Genomic DNA, 18,176 nt, shown 5'->3' with positions numbered 1-18,176 from the left:
CCGGCCTCATCGCACGCTCTGTACGGACTGGCGGGGCACGGAGCGGCGGTGTCCGCGGACCCACACCGCCAGCGCGGCGGCGCAGGCCAGGGCCGCTGCGGGGAGCGCGACACGGCACAGCGCCCACCGGGCCGACCGAAACCTCTCCCCTGCCGCGGGGCGCACCTCGGGGCCGAACTCCGGGCCGAAGGCGATCGCCACCCCGCCCGGCCCCGGCACCGCGCCTCCTGCCCCGGCACCGGCCCCGCCGCCCCCACGGGCCGGGGGCGCACCCGCCGCCGGCGGCATCCCCATCGGCACCGCCCCCTGGTAGGGCGGGGGCACCGCCAGCCAGGTCGCGGTCCACGCGGCGGCGAACAGAACCAGCCGCATCACCAGGTTGATCCACACCAGCAGGCCCACCACCACAGCGAAGGAGGCATAGACGGGGTTGCCGAGCGTGCCGCCGATCAGCAGCGCGCCCGCCGCCTTGAGCACCTCGAACCCCAGAGCCGCCAGCAACGCCCCGCGCCACAGCAGCCGCAGCGGGCGCCCGCTCCCCGACAGGGTGGCGAACAGCATCAGGAAGATGAGCAGGTTCATCCCGATGGCGATGGCCAGGCCCAGCAGCCGCGTCGTGGCGATCGCGGCCGACGACCCCTCCAGCCCCACCCACGACAGCAGCCAGCCGGTGGCGGCCTGCGCAACTGCCGTCAGCGCGACCGTGGCCACCAGGGCGAGGCCCGCCACCACCAGCACGGCCAGGTCGAAGAGGTACCTCAGCACGATGTTGGGGCCGGACTGGTAGTCCTTCAGCCAGATCTGGTGCAGCGCCTGGCGCAGCGACGACACCGAACCGAGGCCGGCGTAGAGCAGGCCCAGCAGGCCGATGATCCCCGCCCCTGTGCGGGCCCGCGCGATCTCGTCGATCGGCAGCCGCTCCGACAGGCCGGGCAGCATCTCGTCGATCGCGAGCTCCAGGTACTCCCGCAGGTCGGCATGGAACTCCACCAGGTAGCCGACCGCCGCGAACGCCAGCGCGAGCAGGGGGAAGAAGGACAGGAACGCGTAGTAGGTGACCGCGGCGGCGAACGCGCTGCCCTGCCGGTCGCCGTAGCGCTCCACCGCCCGCACGGCATGGTCGAAGGCGGGCCGTCGCCGACGCGCGGCCCAGTAGGACTCCATGGCCAGGTGGCCGTAGTGCCGTCCCCGGCTCCTGACCCTCTCCACCAGCGATGCCATCGGCGTTCGCTCCTGCCCCATTCGTCCGTGTGCAGGTGAAGGCGAGCGTAGCCGCGCGCGCCGACATCGAGAAGTTCCGGCGCGCCGCCGCGGCGGACGGACCGACCGCGCCACACTGGCCTGACCACCCCACCCCGAGGAGAAAGAGCGATCATGCGGGTACTGGTCACCGGCGGCGCCGGGTACATCGGCAGCGTCGTCGCCGCGCGCCTGCTGGAAGCCGGATCCGAGGTCGTGGTCGTCGACGACCTCTCCACCGGGCACCGCGACGCCGTGCCGGACGGGTGCGCGTTCGTCGAGGGCTGCATCCGCGACCGCGCACCCGAGGTCCTCGGCGCAGGCCGCATCGACGCCGTCCTGCACTTCGCCGCCCGATCCGTCGTCGCGGAGTCCGTGGCCCGCCCCGAGCTGTACTGGGCCGGGAACGTCGGCGCCTCGCTCGCGCTGCTGGACGCGGTGCGCGCGGCCGACGTGCGGCGGATCGTCTTCTCCTCCACCGCGGCCGTCTACGGCGAACCGGACGGCGTCCCCATACGCGAGGACGCGCCGGTGCGGCCCGCCAACCCCTACGGCGCCTCCAAGGCCGCCATCGACGCCGCCCTGGCGGAACACGCGCGAATGCACGGCATCGGCGCCGTCAGCCTGCGCTACTTCAACGTGGCCGGGGCGCAGGGGCCACGCGGCGAGCGGCACACCACCGAAACCCACCTCATCCCGATCGTCCTGCAGGTCGCGCGCGGACTGCGCGGCTCGGTGGCGATCCACGGCACGGACTACCCCACCCCGGACGGGACCTGCGTGCGCGACTACATCCACGTCACCGACCTCGCCGACGCCCACCTGCGTGCCCTGGAGGCGTGCGCGCCCGGCTCGCACCGGGTGTTCAACCTCGGCAACGGCGCGGGGTTCTCGGTCCGCGAGGTCATCGAGGTCTGCCGCGAGGTCACCGGCCACCCGATCCCGGCCGCCGTCGCACCGCGCCGCGCCGGGGACCCCGCGGTGCTGGTCGCCTCCGCCGACCGCGCCCGCGCCGAACTGGGGTGGGAACCGCGCATCCCCGCGCTTCGGGATATCGTCGCCGACGCGTGGGCCTTCCACACCGCCCACGAGGATCGAAACGGGCAGGGCGCGCGGGTGCGTGCGCCCGGGATGAGCGGGTCGGGGACAGCGTGAACGGACTGCGGGGGCTGCTGAAGCCGTTCGGGGCGGCACTGCGCCGGGACGGGGCCGATGACGATACCGGTGCCGAAGAGTGGCGGGTGAGCACCCGTGTCGACGACGACGCGCTCGCCGGGGCATTCGCCGACGCCTACGGCGCCCCGCCGGCGGGCATCTGGCGCGCACCGGGCCGCGTCAACCTCATGGGCGACCACACCGCGGTCGGCGGCGGCCTGGTGCTGCCCGTGGCGCTGCCGCTGGGCGTGTCGATGGCGGTGGAACCGACCCACGACGGCACCGTCGAGGCGCGCAGCCTTCAGCGCCCGGGGGACGCGGTGCACGTGTCGATCGCGGAGCCCGACCCGAAGGCCGCGGCTCGATCGACGACCCCGGGTTGGGGCCGCCACATCACCGGGGTCGTGCGGGCCGCGCGCGAGTCCGGGCACCTCGACGCGGACGCCGGGGCGCGGATCCTCATCGACTCCGACCTGCCGGTCCGGGCCGGCCTGGCCTCGTCGGCCGCGCTGGAGTCCGCGACGCTACTGGCGCTGGCCGAGGCCCACGGGGTCGACGGCCTGGCCGGGGACCGCCGCGCGATGGCCGACCTCGCCCGGCGCGCCGACACCGCGTTCGCCCGATCCCCCACTGACGGAACGGGCCACCACGCGTCGCTGCGCTGCAAGGAGGGGCACGCCCTCTTCCTGGACCGCCGGACGGGCGGCGGCCGCAACGTCGCGCTGGACCTGGCGGAGGCGGGGCTGCGCCTGCTCCTCATCGACACCGGTGTCCGGCCCCGGCCGCGCGATACGGAGCACCTTCGGGCGCAACGGCGGACCGAGTGCGCACGGGCGGCCAAGCGGCTGGGCGTCGATGCCCTGCGCGACGTCGAGAACCTCGCGTCCGCGCTGGAGAAGCTCAAGCAGCCGGTGCTGCGCAAGCGGGTGCGGCATGTGGTGACCGAGATCCACCGGGTCAACGCCGTCGTCGGCCTGATGCGCGCCAAGGCCCTGCCGGAGATCGGGGCGGTGCTCACGGCGTCGCACTTCTCCCTGCGCGACCAGTTCGAGGTGTCCTGCCCGGAACTCGACCTCGCCGTGGAGACCGCCGTCCGGGCGGGCGCCCGCGGCGCCAAGCTGACCGGCACCGGCCTGGGCGGGTGCGCCATCGCCCTGGTGCCGGAGGAGAGCGTGGACGAGGTGAGCGCCACCGTGTCGTCCGCCTTCGCGAAGAAGGGCTTGCGGGTACCGGAGGTCCGCTCCGCCCTCCCCTCCGCGGGCGCCCGTCGGACACACTAGGGTGTGCCCGAGCCGAGCTCGGGCACACCCGCGGCGTCCCGGGGGTATCGCTGCGGTCACTCGCCGCCGATGTGATCCATCCACTCGCCGGGCGCGGTCAGCCAGTGCGGCACCAGCTTCACCGGGAAAGGTGCGTCGGTCTCGAAGACCTTCTTACCGACGACTTCGGCGGCGGTGCGGTAGCTCTTGTTGTCGAGACGCCACTCCAGAAGCTCCGGCTCGTCTCCCCATACGTTGATGACCCAGTAGGACTCGATGCCGAAGTCGGCATACTCCGCCCTCTTGGTATTGGTGTCCCTGAACAGGCTCGACGGAGACACGACCTCGACCGCCAGCAGTGGGGGGACCGTGAAGTACGGCTCTTCGTAGTCATCCGTACGGAAGACGGACAGATCGGGGATGCGGTGGTGGCTCCGGTCGGCGTTGAAGTTCGCCCCCGCTCCCCGATACACATCGCACTCCGCAGGCGCTAGGTTCTGCAGGTGCCAGCTGAGCCGATGCTCAACCTTCGCATGGCGGTTGGTCGGTGCGGGCGACACGTCAAGCCTCCCGTCGACCAGCTCGTACCGCCTCCCGTCGTCGGGCATCCGCTGCAGATCCTCGACTGTCAGCGGGCGCTCCTGCGACTCCGGCCGTTCGATCGTCATGACAGACATACTGCCTCCTTCGTTTCATGCGGGCCAGTGTTCAGGAGCGGTGTCCGGTTACCGGCGAGTTTCCGCTATCCGGATCGAAAACGCTTTCGGGCGTTCCAGCCGAAACAGGCGTAGCGTGACCTCCCTCCTCCTTCTGCGCCGGACAGGAGCCGATCAGTTGGCGGAGAAGGCGAACGCACTGACGGCAGAGGCTCCGCCGAAACCGGGCCCAGCCGTCCCGTCAGGTACGCCTCGGCGGGAACCCACATACGATGTGGCAAGTCATAGCGGCAGGAACGCCACAGGAACGCGGCAGCACCCAGCGGGCACGGAACGGATGGACGACCACGGCGATGGCTGATCGAGGCAACGGACGCAACCGGCCCGACAACGGGTCCACCGGGGACCACGACCGGACCGGGGTGTTCCGGCGCCCCCGCGGCGGAGGGGCTCCCGACGAGATCGAGCGGCTCTACCGGCCGCGCGGATCCGAGCAGCGCTCCGGGCACGGGTCCGGCGGGTCCGGCGGTTCGCGGGGCGGGCGCTCCGGGGGCGGGGCCGCGAGCGGCCGCGGGCGCCCCGGCGGCGGTGGCCGCGTCTACGACGGGACCGGGAGATCGCGCCGGGAGCGGGAGCAGCGGGCCCGGCGCCGCCGCACGGTCCTCGTCACACTGCTGGTGGTCCTGCTCCTGGCCCCCACACTCTTCTACTTCTGGGCCGACAGCCGGCTGGTGCGCGTCGACGCCCTCCAGGACTACGAGAACCGTCCCCCCGAGCAGCCCGGCACCACCTACATGGTCGTGGGGTCCGACAGCCGCGAGGGTCTCAGCGACGACGAGATGAAGGAGCTGCGCACCGGGCGCGCCGAAGGCAAGCGCACCGACACGCTCATGATCCTCTACGTCCCCGACAGCGGGCGGCCGACCATCATCAGCGTGCCGCGCGACTCCTACGTCAGCATCCCCGGTATCGGCGACAACAAGATCAACGCGGCCTTCAGCGAGGACCTGGGCGGCGGGCCGTCGACCCTGGTGCAGACGTTCGAGCAGGCCAGCGGTGTGCGCATCGACCACTACGTGGAGATCGGCTTCGCCGGGTTCGTCGATATCGTCGACGCCGTCGGCGGGGTGGAGATGTGCCCCAAGGAGGACATGGAGGACCCCAAGGCGGGCTTGGACATCAAGGCCGGCTGCCAGGACATGGACGGGGCGACCGCTCTGGGCTACGTGCGCACCCGCGCCTCGGCCCGCGCCGACCTCGACCGGATCCAGCGGCAGCGCGAGTTCTTCAGCGCCCTGGTCGGCAAGGCCACCTCGCCCGGGACACTGCTCAACCCGTTCCGGTCGGTCCCGCTGATCACCAACGGCACCTCCGCCTTCGAGGTGGACGAGGACGACCACCTCAGCGACCTGGGCCGGATGGCCCTGGCGATGAACGACTCCCCCGCCACGACCTCGGTCCCGGTCGGCTCCACGCCGACGCTGAACGTCGGGTCGGTGGTGCTCTGGGACGAGGCGGCGTCGAAGGAGATGTTCGAGGCCATGAAGGAGGGGCGCGAGATCCCGGAGTCGGTCCTGCGCGACTGAGGCGGCCGGCCGGTGCGGAAGGCGGCCGGGGCGGCGGCCCCCGGCCGACCGGTCACGCGTCGGTCACGGGGCAGGTGTACTGCCGGCGGACGCTGCTGCCCAGCCGGGAGATGTCGGCGCCGTAGACGTGCAGGGAGATCGCCATCGTGTCGCAGTCGTTGCGCACCAGGTGGATGTCTCCGGGCGGGGCGAAGCCGCAGACCGTGCCGCGGGCGTTGACGACCTCCCCAGCGGGAACCAGGCGCAGGGTCTCGCCCGCGCCGCGCAGCTCGTAGCGGCGCTCCAGCTCGGCGCCCTCGTGGACGCCGGTGACACACCAGGACACGTGGTCGTGGATCGGGGTCTCCTGGCCGGGGAGCCAGACGAGCGCGACGACCGAGAAGCTGCCGTCCTCCTCGGCGTGCAGGACGTGCTGGAGGTAGTGGTCGGGGTTTCCGACGCGGTACCGGTCCGGGAGCAGGTCGGGGTCGAGCAGGAACGGGCGCATCCGATCGGCGACGAGCCGGGCCGTCTCGGACGGCGGACGCTCCATGCGGACGGCCTCACCCACGGCGGTGATGAGTTCGGCCAGGCGGGGGGTCGTCGCGGTGGTGCCACTGAAGGTGCTGGACGTCATCGCCGCATCCTCTCCGTTTCGCGTGGTCGGGTCCGCGGGCACCGCCCCGGGCCTCCCGGGGACTCCGGGGGGACTCGGGAAAGGCGGGCGGACGGTCGACGACGGGCGTTCGGCTGTGTCTCCCCCGTAGCTTTGCCTCCGGAGGTGCATGGGGTCCAGTTCGGGTTTCTTCGCGGGTTGCAAAGATCCGCTTATAGGTCCAGTGCACGAGGGGCGGATCGAGCCCCGGACCGCTCGGAGCGGGGTCGTTCGGACGTGCCCCGCTCGGCGTCGCCGCCCCGCCGGTGCGCTGCGTCCGCTGTGCCCGCGGTCTGCCGCAGTGCGCCCAGCATCAGCCGGGCGGCCGGGATCCGCTGGTGGCTCGGCAGGGTGTAGGCGGAGATCCGGCGTCGCCCCATCGGGGTGACGGGGCGCCCGGTCACCCCGGGGTGGCGCAGGAAGGAGAGGACCATCTCGGGCATCAACGCGACCCCGACTCCGGCGGCGACCAGGCTTTGGACGGCGAGGTTGTCGTCGGTGGTGAAGGCGATGTCGGGGGTGAACCCGACCGCCCGGCACGCCTGCGCGAAGTGGCCCCGGCACCGGCGGCACCCCGCGATCCAGCGCTCGTCGGCGAGCGCGCCCAGCTCGACCGCCGGCCGCTCGGTCAGCGGGTGGTCGGCCGGCAAGAGCACCAGTAGCGGGTCGTCCAGCAGGGGAAACTCCACCAGCTCCTCCGGCGGCTCGGGTGTCCCCTCGTAGCCGAACGCGAGGCTGATGTCGCACTCGCCGCGCATGAGCATGTCGAGGGAGTCCGGAGGTTCGGCTTCCAGCAGTTCGATGCGGATCCCCGGGTGCTCCGCCATGACGCGCGCCGTCGTCGGAGGCACCAGTGTCGCGCTGGCGCTGGGGAAGGCCGCGACACGGACGTGGCCGGAGCGCAGCCGGGCGATCGCGGTCATCTGCTCCTGGGCCGCCGACATGGCACCGAGGATGCCCTCGGCATGGCTGGAGAGCACCTCCCCGGCCTCGGTCAGCCGCAGACGGCGGCCGACCCGGGTGAACAGCGGGGTCCCCACGGCGCGCTCAAGGGCCTTCATCTGCTGGCTGATGGCGGGTTGGGTGTACCCGAGGTTCCGGGCCGCCGCCGTGTAGGAGCCGGTCCGCACGACCTCGGCGAATACTCTCACATGCCGGGAATCGAACATTCGGCAAGGATAGGCGCGACAGAACGGGCCAATAGGACCGAAGACATGAAAAGGGCCCGCCGCCCTTGGGGCGACGAGCCCTTATCCTGACGTTCCGCGCCTCGCGCGCCTACCCCCCAGCGGGCGCGGGGGCGGAACGTCGGTCTGGGATGACCTCATCTCGACGTGTTCGAGCCTACTGCCCGGCAGGTAAATCCCTGCGGCAGACACGTTCAAGATAGGGCAATGTTCGCGAAGCACGCGAATCTGAAAGGCGTGTCCTAGGCCGCATTCCCTCCATACCGTGACCGGGCATATTCACAACGCTTTTTCGGCCCACATCCCGCGCCCGCCCCGCCCGGTCCGAGCCCGCCGGCCTTCGTGGCATGTGCGCAAGACCACACCGCGCATGCGGCGAGGGGCCGCCCCGCCTCTTGCGGCGGGGCGGCCCCTCGTGCGCGGTCGGCCAGGAGGTGATCAGGCCAGGCGCTTCTGCAGGTTCTCGTCCAGCGCGGCGAGGAACTGCTCGGTGGTGAGCCACTCCTGCTCGCCGCCGACCAGCAGCGCGAGGTCCTTGGTCATCTGACCGCCCTCGACGGTCTTGACGACGACGTCCTCAAGCGCGGCGGCGAACTCGTTGACCTTCGGGGTGCCGTCGAGCTTGCCCCGGTGGTCCAGCCCGCGGGTCCAGGCGAAGATGGACGCGATCGGGTTGGTCGAGGTCGGCTTGCCGGCCTGGTGCTGGCGGTAGTGCCGGGTGACCGTGCCGTGCGCGGCCTCGGCCTCGACCGTGCGGCCGTCGGCGGTGCGCAGCACCGACGTCATCAGGCCGAGCGAGCCGAAGCCCTGCGCGACCGTGTCGGACTGCACGTCGCCGTCGTAGTTCTTGCACGCCCAGACATAGCCGCCCTCCCACTTCAGCGCGGCGGCGACCATGTCGTCGATCAGCCGGTGCTCGTAGGTGATCCCGGCCGCCTCGAACTTCTCCTTGTACTCGGCCTCGTAGATCTCGGCGAACACGTCCTTGAACATGCCGTCGTAGGCCTTGAGGATGGTGTTCTTGGTGGAGAGGTAGACCGGGTAGCCGCGGTCGAGGCCGTAGCCGAAGCTGGCCCGCGCGAAGTCCTCGATGGACCTACGGTAGTTGTACATGCCCATGGCGATGCCGCCGCCCTCGGGGAAGTCGGCGACCTCCATCTCGATGGGCTCTCCGCCGTCCTCGGGCGTGTAGGTGATGGTCACCGTACCCGGGCCGGGCACCTTGAAGTCACTGGCCTTGTACTGGTCGCCGTGGGCGTGGCGGCCGATGATGATCGGCTGGGTCCAGCCCGGGACCAGGCGGGGGACGTTCTGGCAGATGATCGGCTCGCGGAAGACGACGCCGCCGAGGATGTTGCGGATGGTGCCGTTGGGCGACCGCCACATCTTCTTCAGGCCGAACTCCTCGACGCGGGCCTCGTCGGGGGTGATGGTGGCGCACTTGACGCCGACACCGTACTGCTTGATCGCGTTCGCCGCGTCGATCGTGATCTGGTCGTCGGTGCGGTCCCGCTCCTCGATCCCGAGGTCGTAGTACTTCAGGTCGACGTCCAGGTAGGGAAGGATCAGCCGGTCCTTGATGAAGGACCAGATGATCCGGGTCATCTCGTCGCCGTCGAGCTCTACTACGGGATTCTCAACCTTGATTTTGGCCATGGCTGTGTGGCTGTCCCTTCGTTTCGGCTAGCCGTCCTGTGGCTGCAGGCCTCGTGCGCGGGGCGATCGGGACTCGCGCCAGGCCGCGGCGCTGTTCGCCGCGACCGCGGTGCCGGACCCGTGGCCGCCGCCGGGGCGGCGGCCGATCCCACGTCTCGCCTCGTGAGCTCGCCGCAAAACCTTCCAACCGCCGGCCACACCGGCCGTCATGCCTGCTCAGACCGGGATTTCGGCGGCTATGGTCGTTCCATCGTCTGCGGTATCTCGATATCAAGCTTATTAGACGCTCACGATGACAGCTGCGGCGCCACCCACGCGAGCACGATCAACAGCACCGCGAGGGTGACCGTGGTCGCGATGTCGATCCAGCGGCGGCGGACCGCCAGCATTCCGATCCGGTCCGGCGGCAGGAGGTAGCGGAAGGCCGCGGCCAGCAGCAGCGCACCGGCGATCAGGGCGGGGCCGCGCTTGAAGTAGGCGGCGGCGACCACGACGATGCCCGCGGACATCGTCGCGAGCACCAGGAAATAGGGGACCTGGGCGAGCCACCCGGGGGTCTCGTCGTGTGCCGTGTCGGCGGTGCCCGGAAGGTCGGCCGCGTCGCCGCCGTGCTCCGGCTCCGACGCGCGCCCCGGTTCCTCCTCCGAGGGGCGTGACTGGGGTGTGACAGCGTCCTCCACTGCTTTATGGCTCACCGTAAACCTCGCCCTAACGCAGACATATTCCGGGCTCCCACCGACGCACCGGGAGGGTCATGGCGCGGACTGGCCACGTACGAGCGGACCGTGACCGAAAACGGGACATCCGGGAGAGCAACGGCCGAGCGAACCTTGATCGACCACACATCGTTACTGGCTACAGCGCCACTCATTCTAGTGAGCCCGGACCCGTCCCGGCCCCATGCCCCACCGTATCGGCGCCCAAGCCACTGCTCTACGTAACGACCCAATCGCCGGAATCCGGTGTAAACCTGTCGCGATAGCTGTCTAACCGGAGAGTAAGCGCGTAGAACCCACAGTGCCCGGGTAACCACTCACCAGATGAGCGCCACGGTGAGCGAGGACAGCCCCCCATGAACCCCACTCGACCAGCGACCGGCAACCGAACCGCCTCCAACGTCAGGCAGCCTGCCTCGCCACGCTGTGAGAACGTTCATCGATCGCGCCCCACACTGGGAGGAACAACCGTGGACGGGCCCTACATACGGGTCGAGGAAAGCGGGGACGTACAGCAGCTGAACGCCGAGGTCACCACGGTCGGACGTGGTGAGGGAGCCGACATCCACCTGAGCGACCCGAGCGTCTCCCAGCTCCACGCGGAGCTGGTCCGCCGGGGACCCTACGTGTACGTCGTCGACCTCGGACTGTCGCGCAACGGCACCAGGGTCAACGGCCGCCCCATCGCGCGCAGGGTCCTCGAAGAGGGCGATGTCGTCACCTTCGGCACCTCGCGCTGCAAAGTCGGCGGGCTCCCCCGCGAGGAACTCCACCCCGACGTCGAGCTCCGCAAGGGCGCCACCCCCGAGTTGACGCGCCGCGAACTCGACGTCCTCACATCGCTGTGCCGCCCGGCCCTCTCCGACGAAGCGTTCGTCTCCCCCGCGACCGCTCGCGAGATCGCCGAGGACCTGGTGGTCACCGAGGCCGCCGTCAAACAACACTTGCTCCGCCTCTATCAGAAGTTCCGGATCCCGGAAGGACCGAACCGGCGCACCAGGCTCGCCAACGAGGTCGTCGCCCTGGGCCTCGTACGCCCGATGCCGGTCCTGGACCGGGAACGCAAGGCCGGTTGACCCCGAGCCCGCGGACGCGCAGCCCCGCGGGCCACCCGGGCCGCCCGGAACCCCCACCGCGCCACACGCGTCGAACCCCACACCGGCTCGGCACGCGGACACGCGTGTGGCGCGGGAGCGCCGGCCCTATCCCGTCCTCCCGCGCGCCGGAGGACACCGCGCCGACGGCGGAGTGTCGGCACTGCGATACGGAGAGGTGCGTACGGCATGGCGAGCCACGACGAGGTCCTGCTCATCGTGATGACGGGTTTCGGACTGTTCGGCATCCTCTTCGGCGTGATCGGCATCGCCATGACACGCCGGGAGAGCGTCTACCGGAACCGCGGGGTGAGCGCCCCCGGCCAGGTCGTCGACGTCGTCCAACGGACGAGTACTCGCAGCGGCCGGAACGGATCCCGGGTCACCTCGACCTACTACCACCCGGTGGTCGCCTACCGGACCGCGGAAGGCCACGACGTCCTGCGGCGTTCCACCGTCGGCACCGACCCGCCCCGCTACCGGCGCGGTGACTACGTGCAGGTGCTCTACCTGCCCGAGTCGCCCGACAGCTTCCGGATCGCGGGCGACTCCAGCGGCAGGTTCATCGCCTACGGCTTCATGGCCTTCGGCCTGATCTTCCTCACGATCTCGGTGGTGGGCCTGGTCGGCGCCCTGCTGTGACCCCGCTCCGCCACCCGGCGGGCCTCAGCCGAGTCGGCGCTCGGCCGCCTCCACCACGTTGACCATGAGCATGGCCCGGGTCATCGGGCCGACCCCGCCCGGGTTGGGCGAGACGTACCCGGCGACCTCGCGGACGTCCGATGCCACGTCCCCGGCCAGCCCGTCGTCGGTACGCGTGACACCGACGTCCAGCACCGCCGCCCCGGGCTTGACCATGTCCCCGGTGATCAGACCGGGCACACCGGCCCCGGCCACCACGATGTCGGCGCGGCGGGTGTGCTCGGCCAGGTCGCGGGTGCCGGTGTGGCACAGCGTCACGGTCGCGTTCTCGCTGCGCCGCGTCAGCAGCAGGCCCAGCGGGCGGCCCACGGTCACACCCCGGCCGACCACCACGACCTCGGCACCCTTCAGCGGGATGCCGTAGCGGGTCAGCAGCTCCACGATCCCGCGGGGCGTGCACGGCAGCGGCGCCTCCTCCATCAGGACCAGCTTGCCGAGATTGGAGGGCTGCAGCCCGTCGGCGTCCTTGTCCGGATCGATCAGGCCCAGCACCCGGTTCTCGTCGCGGCCCTTGGGCAGCGGCAGCTGCACGATGTACCCGGTGCACGCCGGGTCGGCGTTCAGCTCGGCGACGGCCGCCTCGATCTCATCCTGCGTGGCCGTGGCGGGCAGATCGCGGCGGATGCTCTCGATCCCGACCTGCGCGCAGTCGCGGTGCTTGCCGTTGACATAGGAGTGGCTGCCGGGGTCGTCCCCCACCAGGACCGTGCCCAGACCGGGGACCACGCCCTTGGCCCGCAGCGCGGCCACACGTTCCTTCAGCTCCGCCTTGATCGCCTTGGCGGTCGCCTTGCCATCGAGAATCTCTGCGCTCACGAGCGTTGTCGTCCTTACCTTGTGTGCGGTCCTCGGCCGCCCGGGACGGACGGCCCCCACCTCGCTGTCGCCGATGGTGCGATTCTCCGCCGTCACGTGGTGTGCAGGCGATCGCCCTCGACACCGCTGCGGCCACCGCGGACGTCGTCCGGCCGAGCGGCCCCGGCGGGTGGCATCAGTGGAAGAAGTGCCGGGTGCCGGTGAAGTACAGCGTCACCCCCGCGCGCTCGGCGGCCGCGACGACCTCCTCGTCGCGCACCGACCCGCCCGGCTGGACGACGGCCCGCACGCCCGCGTCCGTCAGCACCTCCAGGCCGTCGGGGAACGGAAAGAACGCGTCGCTCGCCGCGACCGCCCCGCTCACCCGGTCGCCCGCGCGCGTGACCGCGAGCCGCGCCGAGTCCACCCGGTTGACCTGCCCCATGCCGACGCCCACCGTGGCGCGGTCGGCCGCCAGCAGGATCGCGTTGGACTTCACGGCCCGCACCGCGCGCCAGGCGAACGCCAGGTCCGCCAGGGTCGCCTCGTCGGCCGCGGCGCCCGCCCGCAGCTCCCACTCCGCCGGGTCGTCGCCGGCGGCCGCGATGGTGTCCGCGGCCTGCAGCAGCACCCCGCCGCTGATCTGCCGCGCCTCGGGCCGGGCCGTGCGGTCCGGCGGGGCGACGGTGAGCAGGCGGATGTTCTTCTTGCGGGTCAGCACGTCCACGGCGCCCGGCTCGAACTCCGGGGCCACCACGACCTCGGTGAAGATGTCGGTGACCTGCTCGGCCATGGCCACGCTCACCGGCCTGTTGGTCGCGATGACACCGCCGAACGCCGACACCGGATCGCAGGCGTGCGCCTTGCGGTGCGCCTCGGCGATGTCGGCGCCCACCGCGATGCCGCACGGGTTGGCGTGCTTGATGATCGCGACGCACGGGTCGGCGAAGTCGTAGGCGGCACGCAGCGCGGCGTCGCCGTCCACGTAGTTGTTGTAGGACATCTCCTTGCCGTGCAGCTGCTCGGCACCGGCCAACCCGGGGCCGGCCGGGTCGTCGCCCCGGTACAGCGCCGCGGTCTGGTGCGGGTTCTCGCCGTAGCGCAGGGTCGACACGCGCTCGTAGGAGTCGGCGTAGAAGTCCGGCCACCCGGTCTGCGCCGCCACCTCGTCGGGCGCGTAGGCGGTGGCGAACCAGCTCGACACGGCGGCGTCGTAGCCCGCGGTGTGGGCGAAGGCCTGCCCCGCCAGGCGTCGGCGCTGCTCGGCGGTGAAGCCTCCCGCCCGGATGGCCTCCAGGACCTCGTCATAGCGGGTCGGGTCGACCACGACGGCGACGCTGCCGTGGTTCTTGGCCGCCGCGCGGACCATGGCGGGGCCGCCGATGTCGATCTTCTCGATGCACTCCTCGGGCGAGGAGCCCGAGGCCACCGTCTCGCGGAACGGGTAGAGGTTGACCACGACCAGGTCGAACGGCTCGACGTCGAGCTCGTCGAGGGCGGCGCGGTGCTCCTCCTTGGCGCGGTCGGCCAGAAGGCCCGCGTGGACCCGGGGGTGCAGGGTCTTGACTCTGCCGTCGAGACACTCCGGGAAGCCGGTGACGTCCTCCACCGGGGTGACGGGGACCTCGACCGCCGTCAGCCGGGCGGCGGTGGAGCCGGTGGAGACGATCTCCACCCCGGCCTCGGCCAGGCCGTAACCCAGCTCCTCCAGCCCGGTCTTGTCGTAAACGCTGATCAACGCACGCCGAACGGCCTGCTGGCTCACCGGTTCTCCTCTGCAACGTAGCCGGATGCTTGCGCCGGTCCGGGCTCGGGCGAGCCCAGCCGCACGTGTCGTTCGTCCAGGGTCCATCCGTCCCTGGCGAGGCGGCCGACGACGTCGACCAGCATGGTGCGCTCCACCCGCTTGATGCGCTCGTGCAGGGAGGCCTCGTCGTCGTCGGGCTCGACCCGGACCGCGGCCTGGTCGATGATCGGGCCGGTGTCGACGCCCTCGTCCACGAAGTGGATGGTGGCGCCGGTGACCTTCACGCCGTGGGCGAGCGCGTCGCGGACGGCGCGCGCACCGGGGAAGGAGGGCAGCAGCGCGGGGTGGAGGTTGACGACGGTGAAGCGGCTCAGCACCGCGTGGCCGAGGATGCGCATGAATCCGGCCGAGACCACAAGGTCGGGCTTGAACCGGGCGATCTCCTCGGCCAGGGCGGAGTTCCACTGTTCGCGGTCGGGGTAACCGCGGAACGGGGTGACGAAGGTGGGGACGCCGGCCTGCTCGGCCAGGTCGAGTCCGCCCGCACTCGCGCGGTCGGCGCCGACGGCGACGACGTCCGCCCCGTAGCCCGGGTCGGCCGCCGCGTCGAGCAGGGCCGCCATGTTGCTTCCCGTCCCTGAGATGAGGACGACTACTCGCGCCGACAGAGTGCTTCCTCCCGTGCTGAGAAATTCGATACGCCGAACACTCGCGGTCCTGCGTTTCCCGGGGGCGCGGTGTGAACAGCGCAGCATCCGGGGTGTGCGGATAGGCCCGATGCCGGGCGGGGCGGGGGATGGGATCCGCGCCCCGTCCGCGTGAACACCCTATCCGGCGAGGTAGCGTCTACTCCAAGAGGACCCTTGACTTGCGCGGTCTGGCGGCCGCGTGCGCGCCCGCCCCTCTCGGCGAGCGCGCGTCCTCGACCGTGCACCGACGCATTCGCCACACCGCCAGATGGCACCGCAGCATCGAAGGAGCCTCCGTGACCAACGAGCCGACCGGACCGCGTGCCGACGGGCAGCAGCCCGCCGTTGAGCGAGGCGGCCTGTGGGGGCTGATCTTCTCCACCGCCGGTCTGGTGCTGCTCTTCCCGTTCGGAGCGCTGCTCTGCGTCATCGGCATCTACCAGGGGCGGAAGGCCCGCCGCGCGGCCAAGGAGAACACCACGACGGCGCCCGGCGCCGTCCCCAGCATGGTGCTGGGGTGGCTCGGTCTCGTCCTCGCCGCCTTCATGTACATGGGAATGCTGATGTTCTGGGACGAGGTCGAGGCGTACCAGCAGTGCTCGTCGCGGGCGCACACGGTCAGCACGCAGCAGCAGTGCGACGAGGCGCTGCAGGAGGGCCTGCGCGACGCGATCGCCGAGCGCACCGGCGTCCCCAAGGAGAACGTGCGGATTCCGAACATCGGGGCCTGAGCAGGCGCGGCTACCGGTCGCGGTGCCCGGACCCGGGCCCGTCTGGGCGGCGACCGACGCTGTGCTCCGCCGTCCCTGCTTCGGTCTCCGCCTCCGGGGGTGCGCCGTCGTCCGGGTCGACCTCATAGGTGATGCCGTAGAGCTCCTCGGCGTCGTCGGGTTCGGTGGCTCCGCTCCCCTTCCCGCCGGTCCTCCCCCTGCCCCTGCCCCAGTGCGGCAGGCGCGGACGCCAGGTCGGCAGCGCGATCCGGCGGCGCGGACGGGTGGCCCCGCCGGTCCCGGTCTCCGGCTCATCCACGGGGTCGGCGGCGCCCCGGTCCTCGACGTAGTAGGTGTCCGGGTCGGTCCTGATCAGCGTCAGTGTGGGAGCGGCGTCGGCGGTCGGCGCATCGGCGGGGGCGGTGTCGGAGGCTCCGGTGTCGGACGACGCGGCGCGGGGTTCGGTGACCGCGTCCGCGCGCTCCGCCCCCGGGGGCGGCCCAGCGTGCGGCCGCTGACCGTCCTCCCCTTCGGCCGCCCGTATCCGGCGCAGGTAGCGCCAGTTGGCCAGCCATGCCGTGATCGCGGCGGCGACCCCGACCTCCAGGGCCGTGATCACCCCCACCTGCCAGGCCGACGGGCCGACCACGGCGAGCCGGTCCGCGCCCAGCGAGCCACCGGCGATGAGGGACAGCGCGGCGAGGACCAGGCCGGTGCTGACCCCGCAGACGAACCCCCACAGCGGCGCCGCCTCGCCGACCAGGGTGGGCGCGCTGCGCTGGGTGAGGATTCCGCCGACGATCCCGGCGGCGAACGGCGCGGCCAGGGCGACCAGCGAGATCGCGGGGGCCGGACCGTTGTCGGGCAGTGCGGCCAGCATCGGGAACAGCGGCAGTGCCCCGACTGTGATCCCGGTCGGCGCCACCATGGTCCCGCTGCCGAGCGCGAAGCCGGGGCCGATCGCGTAGGCCGTCCCGAAGACGACGGCGTTCGGCAGGTAGAGCAGCTGCAGCAGGATCAGCAGGATGCCGCCGATGATGCCGGGGGACAGCTGGTGAGTGATCGCGGCGGCTTCCCCGTGGTTCAGGGCGAGGGGAACGGCCACCAGGAGCGCCCCGGCCACCAGCAGCGTCCCGGTGGCGCCGAGGGTTCCGGCCAGCAGCGAGCGCGGCCGCTCCGGCATGACCTCCAGCAGCCGCCGCTTGGGGATGCCCTTGTCCTTCAGCAGCTGGTGCAGCACGCCCATGCCCCCGGCGGCGAAGGCCAGCGCGAAGCCCGCGAGCAGCGCCTGCACCACACTCGGGCGGATCGCCTCGGTCTGCCCGATCAACGCGAGCGTCCCTGAGATCGCCGCATACGGCCCGGCGATCGCCAGGGCGGCCCGGAACAGGTGGCGCAGCCGGGGCAGCTCGCAGCTGCGCGCCAGCCACCGCCCGGACCGGTACAGCACCAGGCCCGGCAGCACCACCAGGCCGAGCGGGAGCATGCCGACCTGGCCACCGGGGATCCCGAAGCCGACGAGGTGGCCGACCAGCCACATCTGCACGGCGGTGCGCAGCACGCCGTCGACGTCCTGGTCGAACGCGCCGTGCGGGGCCGCCGCCCAGCCGATCGCGGTGACCGTCAGCAGCACGACCAGGCCGACGCCGGCCGCCCAGCCGGCGGCCAGACCACCGGCCGTGTACACCGGGCGCGTGTCGCGGGGGGCGGGCGGCGCGTCGGAGGCCTCCGGACGCGGACGCGAGGTCCCGCCGCTCCGGGCCGGACCGCGCGCCGACGGAGGATGCTTCGCGGGAGGATCTGCGGGCGCACTCACCCGGCCTATGCTGCCAGCCTTGTTCCGGTCTCGGGAGTCTTCGCACCACGTGTGTCGCCCGGCCGCCGATGCCCCGGTCGCACGGACACGGACCGACTTGCCGGAGGTCGCCCCCCGATCCCCATCCAAACGCAATCACTCTGAGTGAGAGATCAGCTACCGAACGTGGCATTATTGCCGAGAGGGGACCCACCCTTCCGGTCGATGCCCCACCACCGGTCACCGACCGCCCGCGAGGAACAGGGACGAGGATTCATGGCACAGGGGATCGTCAAGTGGTACAACGCCGACAAGGGGTTCGGCTTCATCACGGCCGACGGCGGCCAGGCGGACCTGTTCGTGCACCACACGGACATCGAGGGCGGCGAGCCCAAGGTCCTGGTGGAGAACCAGCGCGTCGAGTTCGAGGCCAGTCAGGGTGAGAAGGGGCCGCAGGCGACACAGGTCCGTGCCATCGGGTGACCTCTGGCCGCACGTGTGTGCCCCGCCCCCGTTTCCGGGGGCGGGGCACACACGCGAATACGGCAGGACCGGT

17 protein-coding genes are annotated in these 18,176 nt (G+C 71.7%); 7 read left to right on the top strand and 10 right to left on the bottom strand.

Annotated features, from left to right (window positions below):
- Positions 1-6 precede the first annotated feature (6 nt).
- Positions 7-1,221 carry a YihY/virulence factor BrkB family protein gene (locus HNR23_RS00440; protein ID WP_184072377.1) on the bottom strand — a complete coding sequence of 405 codons (1,215 nt, stop codon included), beginning with the start codon at positions 1,219-1,221 and terminating at the stop codon, positions 7-9.
- A gap of 153 nt (positions 1,222-1,374) precedes the next feature.
- Here HNR23_RS00440 and galE point away from each other — a divergent pair, with 153 nt between their 5' ends.
- The gene (galE, locus tag HNR23_RS00435) at positions 1,375-2,394 is read left to right on the top strand and encodes a UDP-glucose 4-epimerase GalE (RefSeq protein ID WP_184072375.1); all 1,020 of its coding nucleotides are present in this window, start codon (positions 1,375-1,377) and stop codon (positions 2,392-2,394) included.
- On the top strand, positions 2,391-3,674 hold the full coding sequence (locus HNR23_RS00430) for a galactokinase (protein ID WP_343070369.1): 1,284 nt from the start codon (positions 2,391-2,393) through the stop codon (positions 3,672-3,674). Before galE ends, HNR23_RS00430 begins: the two co-directional genes overlap by 4 nt.
- Before the next feature lie 56 nt (positions 3,675-3,730).
- Here HNR23_RS00430 and HNR23_RS00425 read toward each other — a convergent pair whose 3' ends face one another.
- Positions 3,731-4,330 carry a Uma2 family endonuclease gene (locus HNR23_RS00425; RefSeq protein WP_184072373.1) on the bottom strand — a complete coding sequence of 200 codons (600 nt, stop codon included), beginning with the start codon at positions 4,328-4,330 and terminating at the stop codon, positions 3,731-3,733.
- Positions 4,331-4,662: 332 nt separating this feature from the next.
- On the opposite strand from HNR23_RS00425, the gene HNR23_RS00420 reads away from it, so the two are divergent.
- Positions 4,663-5,895: an LCP family protein gene (locus tag HNR23_RS00420; RefSeq protein ID WP_184072371.1), complete on the top strand. Its 1,233-nt coding sequence runs from the start codon at positions 4,663-4,665 to the stop codon at positions 5,893-5,895.
- A 52-nt stretch (positions 5,896-5,947) separates the two neighbouring features.
- Here HNR23_RS00420 and HNR23_RS00415 read toward each other — a convergent pair whose 3' ends face one another.
- The 4 genes from HNR23_RS00415 to HNR23_RS00400 all read right to left on the bottom strand — a co-directional run bounded on the left by HNR23_RS00415 (position 5,948) and on the right by HNR23_RS00400 (position 10,067).
- Positions 5,948-6,511, bottom strand: coding sequence for a cysteine dioxygenase family protein (locus HNR23_RS00415; protein WP_184072369.1), 564 nt, complete (start codon positions 6,509-6,511; stop codon positions 5,948-5,950).
- Positions 6,512-6,702: 191 nt separating this feature from the next.
- Entirely contained in the window at positions 6,703-7,698 is a 996-nt protein-coding gene (locus HNR23_RS00410) for a LysR family transcriptional regulator (protein ID WP_246421512.1), read from the bottom strand.
- Between the two features lie 456 nt (positions 7,699-8,154).
- Complete coding sequence (locus HNR23_RS00405; RefSeq protein WP_184072367.1) at positions 8,155-9,372, bottom strand: NADP-dependent isocitrate dehydrogenase; 1,218 nt, start codon at positions 9,370-9,372, stop codon at positions 8,155-8,157.
- A 287-nt stretch (positions 9,373-9,659) separates the two neighbouring features.
- On the bottom strand, positions 9,660-10,067 hold the full coding sequence (locus tag HNR23_RS00400; protein WP_343070368.1) for a DUF3017 domain-containing protein: 408 nt from the start codon (positions 10,065-10,067) through the stop codon (positions 9,660-9,662).
- A 491-nt stretch (positions 10,068-10,558) separates the two neighbouring features.
- Here HNR23_RS00400 and HNR23_RS00395 point away from each other — a divergent pair, with 491 nt between their 5' ends.
- Entirely contained in the window at positions 10,559-11,164 is a 606-nt protein-coding gene (locus tag HNR23_RS00395) for an FHA domain-containing protein (protein ID WP_184072365.1), read from the top strand.
- Between the two features lie 207 nt (positions 11,165-11,371).
- Positions 11,372-11,824 (top strand): DUF3592 domain-containing protein, encoded by a 453-nt coding sequence (locus tag HNR23_RS00390; RefSeq protein WP_184072363.1) that lies wholly within the window; start codon positions 11,372-11,374, stop codon positions 11,822-11,824.
- Between the two features lie 24 nt (positions 11,825-11,848).
- On the opposite strand, the gene HNR23_RS00385 is transcribed toward HNR23_RS00390, so the two are convergent.
- From HNR23_RS00385 to purN, 3 genes are all read right to left on the bottom strand, one after another.
- A complete protein-coding gene (locus HNR23_RS00385) occupies positions 11,849-12,700 on the bottom strand; it encodes a bifunctional methylenetetrahydrofolate dehydrogenase/methenyltetrahydrofolate cyclohydrolase (RefSeq protein ID WP_184072361.1) in 852 nt (283 codons plus the stop codon).
- 175 nt (positions 12,701-12,875) lie between these two features.
- On the bottom strand, positions 12,876-14,444 hold the full coding sequence (gene purH / locus HNR23_RS00380) for a bifunctional phosphoribosylaminoimidazolecarboxamide formyltransferase/IMP cyclohydrolase (RefSeq protein ID WP_184072359.1): 1,569 nt from the start codon (positions 14,442-14,444) through the stop codon (positions 12,876-12,878).
- Positions 14,441-15,094, bottom strand: coding sequence for a phosphoribosylglycinamide formyltransferase (purN, locus tag HNR23_RS00375; RefSeq protein WP_184079660.1), 654 nt, complete (start codon positions 15,092-15,094; stop codon positions 14,441-14,443). Before purN ends, purH begins: the two co-directional genes overlap by 4 nt.
- A gap of 317 nt (positions 15,095-15,411) precedes the next feature.
- Here purN and HNR23_RS00370 point away from each other — a divergent pair, with 317 nt between their 5' ends.
- Positions 15,412-15,846 carry a DUF4190 domain-containing protein gene (locus HNR23_RS00370; RefSeq protein WP_184072357.1) on the top strand — a complete coding sequence of 145 codons (435 nt, stop codon included), beginning with the start codon at positions 15,412-15,414 and terminating at the stop codon, positions 15,844-15,846.
- Between the two features lie 10 nt (positions 15,847-15,856).
- On the opposite strand, the gene HNR23_RS00365 is transcribed toward HNR23_RS00370, so the two are convergent.
- Positions 15,857-17,512, bottom strand: coding sequence for a cell division protein PerM (locus HNR23_RS00365; protein ID WP_343070367.1), 1,656 nt, complete (start codon positions 17,510-17,512; stop codon positions 15,857-15,859).
- A gap of 384 nt (positions 17,513-17,896) precedes the next feature.
- Between HNR23_RS00365 and HNR23_RS00360 the strand changes: the two genes are divergently transcribed.
- Entirely contained in the window at positions 17,897-18,103 is a 207-nt protein-coding gene (locus HNR23_RS00360) for a cold-shock protein (protein ID WP_184072355.1), read from the top strand.
- Positions 18,104-18,176: the final 73 nt, after the last annotated feature.

Source organism: Nocardiopsis mwathae, from assembly GCF_014201195.1.
GTDB lineage: Bacteria > Actinomycetota > Actinomycetes > Streptosporangiales > Streptosporangiaceae > Nocardiopsis_C > Nocardiopsis_C mwathae.
This window is presented reverse-complemented; position numbering and strand designations above follow the sequence as displayed.

Coding starts and splice junctions, on each gene's coding strand:
- HNR23_RS00360 (WP_184072355.1), top strand. CDS start 17,897: ATGGCACAGGGGATCGTCAAGTGGTACAACGCCGACAAGGGGTTCGGC.
- HNR23_RS00415 (WP_184072369.1), bottom strand. CDS start 6,511: ATGACGTCCAGCACCTTCAGTGGCACCACCGCGACGACCCCCCGCCTG.
- HNR23_RS00405 (WP_184072367.1), bottom strand. CDS start 9,372: ATGGCCAAAATCAAGGTTGAGAATCCCGTAGTAGAGCTCGACGGCGAC.
- galE (WP_184072375.1), top strand. CDS start 1,375: ATGCGGGTACTGGTCACCGGCGGCGCCGGGTACATCGGCAGCGTCGTC.
- HNR23_RS00420 (WP_184072371.1), top strand. CDS start 4,663: ATGGCTGATCGAGGCAACGGACGCAACCGGCCCGACAACGGGTCCACC.
- HNR23_RS00440 (WP_184072377.1), bottom strand. CDS start 1,221: ATGGCATCGCTGGTGGAGAGGGTCAGGAGCCGGGGACGGCACTACGGC.
- HNR23_RS00410 (WP_246421512.1), bottom strand. CDS start 7,698: ATGTTCGATTCCCGGCATGTGAGAGTATTCGCCGAGGTCGTGCGGACC.
- HNR23_RS00425 (WP_184072373.1), bottom strand. CDS start 4,330: ATGTCTGTCATGACGATCGAACGGCCGGAGTCGCAGGAGCGCCCGCTG.
- HNR23_RS00390 (WP_184072363.1), top strand. CDS start 11,372: ATGGCGAGCCACGACGAGGTCCTGCTCATCGTGATGACGGGTTTCGGA.